The 12,319-nt window shown below is 65.4% G+C and carries 13 protein-coding genes; 4 read left to right on the forward strand and 9 right to left on the reverse strand.

Annotated elements, in window-relative coordinates; genetic code table 11:
- Positions 1 to 165: 165 nt before the first annotated feature.
- The 6 genes from IP68_RS08415 to IP68_RS08440 are packed head-to-tail and all read right to left on the reverse strand — an operon-like array spanning position 166 to position 6,366.
- A complete protein-coding gene (locus IP68_RS08415; protein ID WP_054134543.1) occupies positions 166 to 1,101 on the reverse strand; it encodes an RDD family protein in 936 nt (311 codons plus the stop codon).
- Entirely contained in the window at positions 1,101 to 2,132 is a 1,032-nt protein-coding gene (locus tag IP68_RS08420; RefSeq protein ID WP_054134544.1) for a stage II sporulation protein M, read from the reverse strand. Before IP68_RS08420 ends, IP68_RS08415 begins: the two co-directional genes overlap by 1 nt.
- Positions 2,129 to 3,451, reverse strand: coding sequence for a DUF58 domain-containing protein (locus IP68_RS08425; protein WP_054134545.1), 1,323 nt, complete (start codon positions 3,449 to 3,451; stop codon positions 2,129 to 2,131). Before IP68_RS08425 ends, IP68_RS08420 begins: the two co-directional genes overlap by 4 nt.
- The gene (locus IP68_RS08430; RefSeq protein WP_054134546.1) at positions 3,448 to 4,404 is read right to left on the reverse strand and encodes a MoxR family ATPase; all 957 of its coding nucleotides are present in this window, start codon (positions 4,402 to 4,404) and stop codon (positions 3,448 to 3,450) included. The genes IP68_RS08425 and IP68_RS08430 overlap by 4 nt, the downstream gene beginning before the upstream one ends.
- The gene (locus IP68_RS08435; protein WP_054134547.1) at positions 4,401 to 5,720 is read right to left on the reverse strand and encodes a DUF4350 domain-containing protein; all 1,320 of its coding nucleotides are present in this window, start codon (positions 5,718 to 5,720) and stop codon (positions 4,401 to 4,403) included. The genes IP68_RS08430 and IP68_RS08435 overlap by 4 nt, the downstream gene beginning before the upstream one ends.
- Before the next feature lies 1 nt (position 5,721).
- A complete protein-coding gene (locus IP68_RS08440) occupies positions 5,722 to 6,366 on the reverse strand; it encodes a hypothetical protein (RefSeq protein WP_054134548.1) in 645 nt (214 codons plus the stop codon).
- 179 nt (positions 6,367 to 6,545) lie between these two features.
- On the opposite strand from IP68_RS08440, the gene IP68_RS08445 reads away from it, so the two are divergent.
- On the forward strand, positions 6,546 to 7,289 hold the full coding sequence (locus tag IP68_RS08445) for a hypothetical protein (RefSeq protein WP_054134549.1): 744 nt from the start codon (positions 6,546 to 6,548) through the stop codon (positions 7,287 to 7,289).
- A 113-nt stretch (positions 7,290 to 7,402) separates the two neighbouring features.
- Here the strand turns inward: IP68_RS08445 and IP68_RS08450 are convergent, their stop codons facing one another.
- The 3 genes from IP68_RS08450 to IP68_RS08460 all read right to left on the reverse strand — a co-directional run bounded on the left by IP68_RS08450 (position 7,403) and on the right by IP68_RS08460 (position 9,983).
- Positions 7,403 to 8,512 carry an alpha/beta fold hydrolase gene (locus IP68_RS08450; protein WP_082382228.1) on the reverse strand — a complete coding sequence of 370 codons (1,110 nt, stop codon included), beginning with the start codon at positions 8,510 to 8,512 and terminating at the stop codon, positions 7,403 to 7,405.
- A gap of 68 nt (positions 8,513 to 8,580) precedes the next feature.
- Positions 8,581 to 9,297, reverse strand: coding sequence for a GGDEF domain-containing protein (locus tag IP68_RS08455; protein WP_054134550.1), 717 nt, complete (start codon positions 9,295 to 9,297; stop codon positions 8,581 to 8,583).
- A gap of 62 nt (positions 9,298 to 9,359) precedes the next feature.
- On the reverse strand, positions 9,360 to 9,983 hold the full coding sequence (locus IP68_RS08460) for a GGDEF domain-containing protein (RefSeq protein WP_054134551.1): 624 nt from the start codon (positions 9,981 to 9,983) through the stop codon (positions 9,360 to 9,362).
- Between the two features lie 291 nt (positions 9,984 to 10,274).
- Here IP68_RS08460 and purE point away from each other — a divergent pair, with 291 nt between their 5' ends.
- The 3 genes from purE to IP68_RS08475 are packed head-to-tail and all read left to right on the forward strand — an operon-like array spanning position 10,275 to position 12,315.
- Positions 10,275 to 10,730, forward strand: a complete 456-nt coding sequence (purE, locus tag IP68_RS08465; RefSeq protein WP_054134552.1) for a 5-(carboxyamino)imidazole ribonucleotide mutase — start codon at positions 10,275 to 10,277, stop codon at positions 10,728 to 10,730.
- Positions 10,727 to 11,821, forward strand: coding sequence for a 5-(carboxyamino)imidazole ribonucleotide synthase (locus IP68_RS08470; RefSeq protein WP_054134553.1), 1,095 nt, complete (start codon positions 10,727 to 10,729; stop codon positions 11,819 to 11,821). Before purE ends, IP68_RS08470 begins: the two co-directional genes overlap by 4 nt.
- Entirely contained in the window at positions 11,818 to 12,315 is a 498-nt protein-coding gene (locus IP68_RS08475; RefSeq protein ID WP_054134554.1) for a dihydrofolate reductase, read from the forward strand. Before IP68_RS08470 ends, IP68_RS08475 begins: the two co-directional genes overlap by 4 nt.
- The last annotated feature ends 4 nt before the right edge of the window (positions 12,316 to 12,319 follow it).

The raw sequence follows: 12,319 nt of genomic DNA on the forward strand, positions 1-12,319 counted from the left end.
GAAATCTGCCGTAGTTGCGGGAGTAGATCAGGTGACCTGTCCCGCATCCGGCGCGTTTCGATTTGAACAACACCCTTACGCCGCAAACGACGAAGCGTTGCAGACGCGCGTCAAAAGAGAGTTTGCTCATGTGGCGAAGACCCCGCGCACAATGGCGCGAGCAGGTCAGCTGTTCTTGTCGGCGCGGCGTCTGCCGAAGCGCAGACCCCGTTCTAGCCGCGCGCGCAACTGGGTATAATACGCGTCCAGGAATGCGCGTTCGTCACCTGAAGGCGCGCTCCAGCCGATCTTGGCGCAGATGGTGGCGGCCACCGTTTCCATCGCATCGGGATTGGCGGTGCGCAGCACCTGTTCGAGCATCTGAAGCTCGTATTCGCCATAGACCGAAAGCTCGTCATCCCCGAAGCGATAGCGATCGGGCGGCAGGCTCGGTGCGTCCGCCGCCGCAGCGCCTGGCGTCACACCGTTGGTGACCACCGCGCCCAGCGTGGACCGCGGGGCTTCCACCACCCAGGTCCCGGCGATCAGATCACCGCAGCGCAGCCGGTCCTTGTTGAGCAGCGGGAAGACCAGGAAGATGCCCACCCAGATGATCCCCGACCACGCGGCAAATTCGCTCAGCGTCCCCTGCACCCCGCCCGATGTCATGAACATCAGCGGCAGGAACATCTCTATATCGCGCAGCAGGTTGCGCGCGATCACCGCCTCCGCCGTCAGCCGCCCGCCGTCGCGCGAGGCCACGCGGATGCCGACCGCGCGCTTGCCCCAGGTCGCGGCCCGCTGGCCCAGCTCGAAGAAAAGGAAATACGCGTTGCGCGCCAGAAACAGCCCGATGATGAACAGCACCACCAGGAAATTGACGAACCCATCCGAGACGGCAGGCAGTCCGGCGGACGAATAGGCCCAGGCGAGCAGCGCCAGCGTCAGCACAAAGCCCAGCACAAGACCGAAAAGCGCGGCCAGATCGATGAAAAGCGCCCCGATCCGCGCGCTGGCAGGGGCAACAGCGACCGCCAATGCGACGCCTTCGGGCGTCACCAGCGTGCGTTTCAGCTTCGGATCGGTGCCGTGGCTGCGGCCCGGCTGCGCAGCGCGCGCCATCAGCTGCGCCTCGGACGGAAAGCGAAGAAATAGGCCAGCCACAGCGCCAGGATGCCATAGCCGATGGCATAACGGACTTCGGTCGCCTGGACGAGCTGGCGGGCAAAGCCTTCGAGCAGCCCGGCGCAGATCAGCATCACGATGACGCCTGTCATCACCTGCGCCGAGGTGCGCCCCGACTGGCTGAGCGCCGCCAGATGGCTGCGCTTTCCGGGAAAACCGAGCGCACGGCCGATGTGCAGCCCGGCTGCGCCTGCCAGCAGGATCGCCAGCAGCTCGGTGGTGCCGTGGATCGACAACCAGCCGACGAACTCCACCGTCAGCCCGCGCGAGGCGAAAACCCACAGCATCGCCCCCAGCGTTGCGGTGTTGTAGATCAGCAGCAGCACAGTCGGCACGCCAAACGCAAACCCCAATGCAAAGGCGAGGATCGCAACCTGGGCGTTGTTGTTGAACAGATAGGCGGCGAACACCGACAGGCCCTCGCCGTCCTGCTTGCCGAAAAGCGTGCCCGCCAGAGCCTCGCGCGAAGCACCGGGAACGCGCACGTCGCTGAACTGTGCTGGTACCAGCCGGTAGAACCATTGCGTGTCGGCATCGACCAGCATGAAACCCAGCACCGCCCCGATCACCATCGCTGCGAGCGCAACCACGATGTCGAACCCGATTGCGCGCACCGCGCGGCTGAGGGCGCCGCCAAAGAAGCTGCGGCACCAGCCGCCAAAGGTGGTGCGCGTGCCGTAGACGATGAAATAGGCGCGCAGGGTCAGCGATTCGAGATAGGCGATGAGCCCGGCATCGAGCGAGCTTTCGCGCGCGATCGACAGGCTGGAGAGCAGGTTGCGATACAACACCGGCAGCGCCATCACGTCATCATCGGCGAGCCGCTTGAGCCTGCCCTTTTCCATCGCGGTGATCATGCCATCGAGCCGCACCCAGTCGGCCTCTCGCTCCAGCCGGAAGCGGTCGCTGCGCAGCACCGCAGCGGCAACCGCCTGCTCGCCGCCGGGATTGGTCACCTGCCCGTTCACAGCTGTCCCCGCCGCTTTATCTTGAGATAGGCGTTCATCAGCCGCGTGCCGATCTCGTCATGCCGCCCCTCGATCACCTCGATCCCCAGATGCCTGAGGCGTGTGATCACCATCCGACGCTGCGCGAGCAAGCCTGCCGCCGCGACGCTCTGTGCCACCTGCTCGCTGGTCTCGGGTGTCTGGTCTACAAGCGCGAGCAGCTCCTCGTCCTCCATCGCGACGAACAGCAGCAGGTGCCGGTCGATCAGCCGCCCCACCGATTCGAGCATCAGCTCGGCGCTGGTCGGGTCGGTGAAATCGGTGAAGACGACGATCAGCGAGCGGCGCTGTAATTGCGCGGCCAGCGTCGAGAGCGCGAGCGTGTAGTTGCTCTCCTCGAACCGGTAGTCGATCTGCGCGGCTTCCGATTGCAGGCGAAAGAAGTTGCGGCTGCCCGAGACGAACGGCGTGGTGCGCTCTGGCCGCGCGGCGAAGGAGAACAACCGCACCTGATCGCCCGCCTTCAAGGCGACATAGCTGGTCAGCAGCGCCGCAGAAACCGCGCGATCGATCCGCGGCAGGCCCGCAACCGGCTCGCACATATCGGAACCCGAATCGAGCGCAAAGACAATCTGGTTGTTGCGCTCGGTGTCATATTCGCGCGCCAGCAGCTTGGAATGGCGCGCAGAGCTCTTCCAGTCGATCGCGCGACGGTCGAAGCCCGGCTGATATTCCACCAGCGCCTCGAATTCGCTACCCTCGCCGCGCATCTGCCGCGCGAGGATGCCGAAGATCGCTTCCTTGAGGAACACCTGCAGCGCCGGCGCACGCACCGCGGCAATATCGGGCAGGATCGCGACGCTTTCGCCGCTCGCCTGGCTGGCCTGCCGCCAGCCAAGCCCCATCGGCCCTTGCCAGCGGATCCACAGCCGCTCGATCACCAGCGAACCGCGGCGCACCGGATGCAGCGCAATGCTGCCCGACAGGTCATCGGACGGGCCCGAGGCGGTCAGCCCGCCATCGCCGCGCCCGCTCGGCACCAGCCTGGTCTCCACCGCGATGCTGGCCTCCGCCCGGCGCACCGGCGTCCGGGCCGAAAGCTCGGCCTCCACCCCGATCACCACAGCCTGCCCCAGCTCGCTGCTCGCAGGGACCACCAGCCGGATTTCGCGCGCGCGGCCCGCGACCAGCGCATCGAGCGCGGCCAGCAGCAGCATGGCCGCCGACCAGGCCGGGCCCAGCGCCCAAAGACCCGGTGACACCGCCGCCAGCAGCACCGATAACGGCGCTCCGCCCGCAATCAGCAGCCCGGCGCGCAGACTGGGGTAGAACGCAATCAACGCGGCGCCTCGGTGCGCTCGACCAGCTCGGCGACGATCGCCTCGACCCGGCGGCCCTCGATCTCGGCGGCGGGCGACAGCAAGGTGCGGTGGCGCAGCACCGAGGCGGCAAGCTGCTTGACGTCATCGGGGATCACATAATCGCGGCCCTGCAGCGCTGCGCGCGCGCGCGCGGCATTGGCGAGCATGATCGCGGCGCGGGGCGATGCACCGCTTTCGAAGTCCGCAGTCTCGCGCGTCGCGCGCACCAGCCGCACGATGTAGGCGACGACATCCTCGACCAGCCTCACCTCGCCCACCGCCGCGCGCGCCGCGACCAGCTCGTCGCCGCTGACCTGGGGCTGGATGGCGAACGCCGATGGCCGCTGTGCGCCGGTGCGCTTGCCGTATTCGGCGACGATCCGCGTTTCTTCCTCGGCGCTGGGATAGCCGACCAGCAGCTTGAACAGAAAGCGGTCGAGCTGCGCCTCGGGCAGCGGGTACACACCCTGCTGCTCGATCGGGTTCTGGGTCGCCACAACCATGAAATGCGGCGACAGCGCGTGACGGGTGCCGTCCAATGTGACGCTACGCTCCTGCATCGCCTCGAGCAGAGCTGCCTGGGTCTTTGGCGGGGTGCGGTTGATTTCATCGGCGAGCAGCAGATCGGTGAAGATCGCGCCGCGGGTCAGCGTGAACTCGCTGGTCTGGAAGTTAAACAGGTTGGAGCCGATGATGTCGCCCGGCATCAGGTCCGGCGTGAACTGGATGCGCCCGAAATCGAGCGACAGGCACGCGGCAAAGCATTGCGCCATGAAGGTCTTGGCGGTGCCCGGGGGCCCCTCCAGCAGCACATGGCCCGACGAGAACAACGCGATCAGCATGTGGTCGATGGTGTCGTCCTGGCCGATGATCGCCTTGGCCATCTCCGCCCGGATGCGCCCGCCCAGCGCGTTGATATCGGCAATGTTCATCCCAAACGTTCCTTTTTCCAGGCATGAAGAGCGCGCGCCGCCGCGACTATCGAGGGGCGGTCGCGCGCGGCGCGCATGGATGCGCTCAATGTTTCGTAACTGCGGCCCTCGGCATCGGGGGATACCATCGCCAGGCGTTTATCGACCTGCTGATGCGACATGCCCGCAGGCAGACCAAGCGAGCGCGCCGCGCGTTCCCGCACCAGATCGGCATAGGCAGGCGCGGTCAGATGATCGCGCCCCAGCCGCCGCATCAGCCCGGCGCCGCCCTTGACCAGCGCGGTCTTGCCGAAGCCGAAGGGCTGCGCCTCGGCCAGCGCAGGGCCGAAACGGCAGAATGCCATCCAGCCGAACGCGATCGCCGCCAGCGCCAGGCTCACCACCGCACCCACAAACGGCGGGCGGAAGGCGACCGAGAGCAGGTTTTCAGATGTGCCGAGGCCATTCTGGGTAAGATCGAACACCACGTCTTGTTCGTTCCTGGCTCCCGCCACATCCAGTATCTGCAAAGCTTGCGCCGCAGTCTCGCGACTGGCGAGGCCCAGATTGTTCATCAGATCGGCGTCAGCAACAATCACCGTGCGGTACAACGGCCCCCCGAAACCGTTCATAGTCTGCGGTTCAGCTACGGTCTCAGGCGAACTTGGCAAGCTACCATCATCGATCACGGCGACGCGCGCCGCACCGGTTGCGGGGTCAGCCAGCACCGTGCGCAGACCTGAGCCGCTAATCGTAACCCTTGATTTGAGCGCTGCTTTCAGCACAGCAGCCTGTTGTGCAGGCTTCTCCAGGTCGATCGGTGGGAGCGAGGTGAACTGGCTGTCGAAGCCTTCCAGCCGCGTCCTCGCTTGCACAAGCTGCGACAGGACCTGCGGCGCCTGCAGTGCAACCGAGGGCGATTCCAGCCGCACCCACCCGGTCCTCAATCCCTGTTCGGGAGTCGCCTGCCATTTGGGCAGAATGATCAGAGTAGGCCCTAAGGTGCGGCGTTGGTTGACCATCGCTGCCAGCTCTTCGGGGTCGGCGCTGAGCTCTGGCGTCACGATCAGCAGGCCCTGCTGCTGCAGCGAATTCGGGCTGCGGCCATAGCTGACCTTGGTGCCGGTCTGTTCGAGCAGCCGCCCGAGCGCCGAATAGCCGATCGCGCTCACCGAGGCGCCGTGCGCCGCACCGTTGTTGCCCGATCGCAATGCCCCGCCCGCGCCGATTGCGTAGAGCAGCGCAAGGAACGCGGCAAAACCGATCGCCACCATCAGCAGCACGGTTCCGCGCGCGAAGGGATTGGCGCTACCGCCGCTTGCGTTGCCAGCTGCCATGTCAGCCCCCGTCCAGCGCAAACGCGCGATAGGCTTCGCGCGAGCTGTCCCACGCGCTGCGGTCGAGCGGACGGCGCGCAAAGAAGCTCGCCTCGACATGCCCGGCGATGATGCCGAATGCGCTGCTTGCGCGCGCCGAGAGCGCCTCGACCGCACCGATTTCGCGAGCGGTGGTCGATGGCCGCAGCAGTTCGGGGCGCTTGGCGGCGATGTCCTCGATCGAACGATACAGCAGAAGATGCGCGGCTTCGTCGAACCGGCCCTGCGCCGCGAGCGCATCGGCCTCTTCGAGCAACCGCCGCGCCACGGCCTGATCGGGTACCCAATCGGGGACCGCGGCTGCGCGCCGCTCGCGCCAGTCGGCAATGTAAGGGGCAAGGATCACCCACGCCAGCGCCGCCACCCCGATCACCAGCGCGACCAGCAGCAGCTTGCTCAGCACCGGCCAGGCTGCGGCCAGCAGGCGGACCACGGGCTCAAGCACTTCGCCCAGCCAGCGGGTCACATCGCCCCACCATTCGGGCGGCGGTTCGGGCGGTTTGGCGAAGCTGGCGGAAAACTGGATATCGCTGTCCCCGCGCACCTGATCATAGGCCGCGTCAAAGCCTTCTCGGCGGGGTGCGGAAAGATCGGGGCCGGTTGTCACACCCGGTTTGATCGCAGATGCCGCCCGGCGGAGCAAGGCGATTTGCAGCGCAGGGCGGTCGCCCGCCGCACGATCGCTGTGTCCCGCAGCACTGGACGTGATGCCTCTGAGTGTTAGGCTGCGGTCAAGAAGACTTTGAGGATTCGGGCGCGCGGGACCAGACAAAGGGGAGAATTTCCATGGCCAGTCAACCGGCTGACTTCAGCATTTCCAACGTATTTTCGAATACCTTCGGCGTCATCGCGCGCAATGCACCGCTGTTCCTGGGGTTGTCGCTGATCATCGTCGGCGTGCCCCAGCTGCTGATCGGCCTGGTGCTGGCGCCTGAAACCGCCGATCCGCTGGCGCTGATGAGCTCGCCGGGCGCGATCTTTTCAAGCGTGATCGGCTATATCGTGTTCCTGTTCCTCTCGATCGTGCTGCAGGCCTCGCTGATCGTCGCCTCAGCCAATGATCTGGCGGGCAAGCCGGTGAACTTCGGCGAGTGCGTCAACCGCGCGATCGCCAAGTTGTTTCCGCTGATCGGGCTGGGCATCGTCGTCGCCATCGGGGTGTCGATCGGCTTCATGTTCCTCATCATCCCCGGGATCATCCTGTACCTGATGTGGATGATCGCGGTGCCGGTGATGATGGTCGAAAACCTGGGTGTGTTCGAATCCCTCAGCCGCAGCTCGGCGTTGACCAAGGGGTCGCGCTGGAAGCTGCTGGGGCTGATCATCGTGTTCATTGTGTTCAGCATGATCATCGCCATCCCGATCGGCGTGATCTCGCTGATCAGCGAAAGCCTCTCGCTGGTCAGCAGCGCGCTGCTCAGCACCGTCAGTGCCGCCGTGGGCGCAGCGGGTATCGCAGCGGTGTATATCGAACTGCGCGGATCGAAAGAGGGCACCAGCAGCGACCAGCTCGCCAGCGTGTTCGCTTAAGATCCTGCCTTTTGCCTCGTCATTCCCGCGCAGGCGGGAATCCCGCTTCCTGGCCAGCGCGGCTCAGGAAAGCGGGCCCCCCGTGTTCGCGGGGGTGACGATAAAGCGAAATGTCACTTCTCGCTGCGCGCCAGCAATGCCACCAGTTCGTCTTTCCAGAACTTAGCCCAGGTGTGGGTGCCGTGGCCGCGCGTGTCGTCGGTCGCCTGGATCAGCAGATACTTGCCATCGGGCAGCCGCTTGCCGAAGCCTTCCGCCACGCCATAATCCCAGGGATTGATGAAATCGTCCGAGGAGTTGATCCAGGTGACCGGCATGGTCATCTGCTCGACCGTCGCCGAAGGGTCGTAATTGCGCGAGGATTCGATCTGGTAGATCGTGTCATTGGCATCGATGCCCTTGATCGAGGCTTCGATCCGCTGCGTGATATAGGCATCCGCAGCATCCCGGGTGGGAAACGCCTTTTGCAGATAGAGCGGCGCGAAGCCTGCGACCTGCAACAGGCTGGCGGCGACGCGCAGCCCCATCATCGGCGGGCTGGCATAATTGCCGCCGTTCCATGCCGGATCGGCCTTGATCCCCTCGATCGCGGCCTTGCGCCACATGCGGTTGTGCCCGGCGATCGGCATCGGCAGGCACGCCATCGGCATCATCGCCTGGACAAAGCCGGGATCGACCTGCCCCCAGGTGAAGCCGTGCATGCACCCCATCGAGGTGCCCATCACCAGCCGCAGCCGATCGACCTTGAGCCCTTCGACCAGCATCCGCCGCTGTGCCTTGACCATGTCGGTATAGTCATAGGCGGGGAAACCCATCTTCAGGCCATCGGACGGCTTTGACGATTTGCCATGGCCGATATTGTCGGGGAGGATGACGTAATACTTCGTGATGTCGAGCGGCTCGCCGGGTCCGAACAGCGCATTGGCGAACTGCGGCTGGAGGAACTGCAGCCCGGTGCCGCCGGTGCCGTGCAGCACCATCACCGCATTCGTCACCCGGCCCGAAGCGTCCCGCCTGGGCGTGCCCAATGTCGCATAATGCATCCGCAGCTCGGCCATCGTTTCGCCGCTGCCGAAGGTGAAATCCCTGAGGATGACATCGCCCTGCTGAATCTTCGCCGCATAATCGACCGCCACCTGTCCGGTGGTCGGTCCGGGCTGCGCCGCCAGAGGCACTGCCATCGCCGAGATCGCCAGTGCCACCACCAAAGCCTTCATTCGCATCGCAAACCCCTGTTTTTGCTGTCAGGCCTGCAGCATTGCAGCGAGCGCGCGTGCTGGCAATCGGGATGTTATCCTGCGGCGCGAACCCGGTTGCGGCCGCCGCGCTTGGCGGCGTACATCGCAGCATCAGCCTGCGCCAGCGCCTGTTCGAGCGAGTCTCCCGTCTCCAGCGGCGCGACCCCGATCGAGATCGACAGGACGACCGGCGTTCCATCTGCGGTGGCGACCTCGAGGCCGGCGATGGCCGAGCGTGCCCGCTCAGCGATGACGATACCCAGTTCCTCGGGCATGGCCGCCAGCAGGACGGCGAACTCCTCGCCCCCGACGCGGCCGAGCAGATCGTTCGGGCGCAGCGCGGCCTGCAGTGTCCTGGCCACGAGGCGCAGCGCATGATCGCCTGCGGCATGGCCGTGCAGATCGTTGATCGCCTTGAAATGGTCGATATCCGCCAGCAGAACGCAGGCGGGCGCATCGTCGGCATAGTCGGACGCCTGGCGATAGAATGCCGCGCGGTTGAGCGTGCCGGTGAGATGATCGATATCGGCCTGCGCGCGCAGCACCGCCTGGGTTGCCATCAGTTGCTGGTTCAACCTGCGGTTCACTTCTGCCTGGCTGGCCAGGATATAGGTGACAGGGCCGGAGATGATCGCCGGGCACACGGCGGCAAAGGCCCAGAAGGGCCATGGGATATGTTCACCGGTCAATATCGCCATTGCCAGCATGGACACCAATGTGACGCCCACACTGAACCCCATAGCGATCAGGACTTTGTGCCACTGGGTCATGTAACGCCGCGTAAAGCATAAGCGTTAACGCCGCCCAAATAACGGGCGGAAAACGCGGTGCGTCAGCGGCGGGCGCCACCGCGCAGGCGTTTAGAGCGGTACATCTGGCTGTCCGCGCGCGCCAGAACCTTGTCGGCGCGGTCATCGGCATGGATGAAGGCGTGGCCAAAGGTCGCCGAAAGACAGGGTTTGCCGCCAGAAAACTGCGGTCGGCACGCCTCGATTCCCGCGGTCAGTTCGGCGATCTTCTGCTCGACATCATCGTCGCCGATGGTGCCGAGCAGCAGCGCGAATTCATCGCCACCGATCCGCGCGACGACATCTGTAGAGCGGACATTGGCCAGCAGAACGTCCGCGACAGTGCGCAGCGCCTCGTCGCCCCCGGCATGGCCATAGGTATCGTTGATCGCCTTGAGGTCGTCGACATCGATGAACAAAAGGGCAGAGCGAGTGCCAAAACGCTGGCAGTGCGCGATCGCCAGCGCCACCGCCTGTTCGAAGTGCCGACGGTTGTACAAAGGGGTCAGCGTGTCGCGGCAGATTTCGTCCTCAAGCACGCGCACCCGCGCGCTGAGCCTGGCGTTCTGCTGCTTGAGATCGGCGCAGAGCAGCGCAAGCTGTTCATGGCTCATCGCCATATCAGCCTGGGGTGCAAAGGCACCCTCGTCGCCCTGAACGTCGTTCATTCTCATCTGATTTTACCTGGAAGCCCCCGGATGCGATCCTCACACATGACATAGCAACTATGACGCAACGCAGCATGATGAAAATTGAGGAAACCATGTATAATCTGTGCACAAGCGGGACAGGATGGACCGCTCGACTGGCCTGCCCAATTTCCTTTTCATGGCGATTGCGGGTGCGGGTCTTTGGCTTTAAGACCCTGATCGAACCAGCAAACCTGCGGAGAGAAATGCGTGGCCGAGCCATCCCACAAGCCCGACCCGGTGCCGGTTGCGCCCCCGGTCGCCATTGTCATGGGCAGCCAGTCCGACTGGGAAACCATGGCAGGGGCAGCGGCAGTTCTGGACGAGCTCGGCGTCGCGCATGATTGCCGCATCGTCTCGGCCCACCGAACCCCCGAAAGGCTGGTGGAATTCGCCAGAGGCGCTGTCGATTCAGGCTTCAAGGTGATCATCGCGGGCGCCGGCGGCGCAGCACACCTGCCCGGCATGGTGGCCAGCATGACCCGGCTGCCGGTGCTGGGGGTGCCTGTCTCCAGCAAGGCATTGAGCGGGCTCGACAGCCTGTTGTCGATCGTCCAGATGCCCGGCGGCATTCCCGTCGGCACGCTGGCGATCGGGCCTGCCGGGGCCAAGAATGCAGGGCTGCTGGCCGCATCGATCCTGGCGACAAGCGACGCAGCGCTGGCCGAGCGGCTCGATGCCTGGCGCAGCGCGCAGACCGAATCGGTGGGTGAACGCCCGGTATGAGCAGCATCATACCTCCTGGCAGCACTATCGGCATCATGGGCGGCGGGCAGCTGGGCCGGATGCTCAGCATGGCGGCGGCGCAGCTTGGCTATCGCTGCCACATCTTCGCGCCTGAAGAGACCAGCCCGGGCGCGGAGGTTTCCGCCGCCAGCAGCTGCGCGGACTATTCCGACGATGCTGCGCTATCGGCTTTTGCCGCGGCATGCGATGTCGTGACCTATGAGTTCGAGAATGTTCCGGTCCCGCCGCTCGCCGCGATCGCGGGCAAGGTGCCGCTTCGCCCCAGCCCCAGGGCTCTGGAAATCGCGCAGAGCCGCATCGACGAGAAGCGCTTCTTCACCGATCTGGGCGGTCGCGCCGCGCCTTACGGCTTTGCCGAGACCGCCGAGGATGTCGCAGCCGCAATGGCCATCGCCGGGACGCCCGCGATCATCAAGTCCAACCGCATGGGCTATGACGGCAAGGGCCAGGCGCGCGTCATGCGCGGCGACGATCCAGTTGCGCGCTGGCATGAGGCCGGCGGCGTCCCCGCGATCATCGAAGGGTTCGTCGATTTCGACGCGGAGTTCTCCGTGATCCTCGCGCGCGGACTCGATGGCGATATCCGCTTCTGGGACAGCGCCGAGAACGCGCATGTCGCAGGCATCCTCGATCGATCGAGCGTCCCTGCCAGCGCCGCGATCACCGCGCAGGTGCCTGCGGCGCGCGCGCTCGCCGCCAAGGTGGCACAAGCGCTCGACTATGTCGGCGTGCTCACGCTGGAGTTTTTTGCGACTGGCGACGGACCGGTGTTCAACGAGATGGCGCCGCGCGTCCACAACAGCGGCCACTGGACGATCGAAGGCGCCTTCACCAGCCAGTTCGAGAACCATATCCGTGCGATCTGCGGGCTGCCACTGGGCGAAACCGCGCTCGCGTGCCATAGCGCCGAGATGCACAATCTGATCGGCGAGGACGCAAATCACTGGCCCGATCTGCTCGCCGATCCCGCCAACCATCTCCATCTCTACGGCAAGCACCGCGCGGCACCCGGTCGCAAGATGGGGCACGTCACACGCATTTCGCTTGAGCCCAGGGCAAGGCAACCATGAACCATCCCGATATCTTTCTGGTGCTGGCGCGCGCGCGCAACGGCGTCATCGGCGCCAATGGCACATTGCCCTGGCATCTGCCGATGGACCTGCGCCACTTCAAGGCGCTGACCCAGAACAGGCCGATGATCATGGGCCGCAAGACCTTTGACAGCCTCCCCGGGCTGCTTCCCGGACGCCGCCACATCGTGCTGACCCGCAGCCGCGACTGGAGCGACGAGGGCGCAGAGGTCGTGCACAGCGTCGACGAAGCGATCGCCGCCGCCAACGCGCCGCATGTCGCGGTGATCGGCGGGGCGGAGATCTTCGCGCTGTTCCTGCCGCGCGCCGACCGCGTCGAACTGACCGAAGTGCATGCAGAACCCGCAGGCGATACCGTGATGCCGCCGTTCGATCCGGGCGTGTGGCAGGAAACCGCCAGAACCGACCACGCTGTCGATCCCGACCATCGCGAGCGCCCCGCGTTCAGCTTCGTCACACTGGTCCGCAAGTGACCCA

This window comes from Blastomonas sp. AAP25 (assembly GCF_001295965.1).
GTDB lineage: Bacteria > Pseudomonadota > Alphaproteobacteria > Sphingomonadales > Sphingomonadaceae > Blastomonas > Blastomonas fulva.

Excerpts from the sequence above, each read along its gene's own strand:
- IP68_RS08415 (WP_054134543.1), bottom strand. The coding sequence starts at position 1,101 with ATGGCGCGCGCTGCGCAGCCGGGCCGCAGCCACGGCACCGATCCGAAG.
- IP68_RS08430 (WP_054134546.1), bottom strand. The coding sequence starts at position 4,404 with ATGAACATTGCCGATATCAACGCGCTGGGCGGGCGCATCCGGGCGGAG.
- IP68_RS08435 (WP_054134547.1), bottom strand. The coding sequence starts at position 5,720 with ATGGCAGCTGGCAACGCAAGCGGCGGTAGCGCCAATCCCTTCGCGCGC.
- IP68_RS08445 (WP_054134549.1), top strand. The coding sequence starts at position 6,546 with ATGGCCAGTCAACCGGCTGACTTCAGCATTTCCAACGTATTTTCGAAT.
- IP68_RS08450 (WP_082382228.1), bottom strand. The coding sequence starts at position 8,512 with ATGCGAATGAAGGCTTTGGTGGTGGCACTGGCGATCTCGGCGATGGCA.
- IP68_RS08455 (WP_054134550.1), bottom strand. The coding sequence starts at position 9,297 with ATGACCCAGTGGCACAAAGTCCTGATCGCTATGGGGTTCAGTGTGGGC.
- IP68_RS08460 (WP_054134551.1), bottom strand. The coding sequence starts at position 9,983 with ATGAACGACGTTCAGGGCGACGAGGGTGCCTTTGCACCCCAGGCTGAT.
- purE (WP_054134552.1), top strand. The coding sequence starts at position 10,275 with ATGGGCAGCCAGTCCGACTGGGAAACCATGGCAGGGGCAGCGGCAGTT.
- IP68_RS08470 (WP_054134553.1), top strand. The coding sequence starts at position 10,727 with ATGAGCAGCATCATACCTCCTGGCAGCACTATCGGCATCATGGGCGGC.
- IP68_RS08475 (WP_054134554.1), top strand. The coding sequence starts at position 11,818 with ATGAACCATCCCGATATCTTTCTGGTGCTGGCGCGCGCGCGCAACGGC.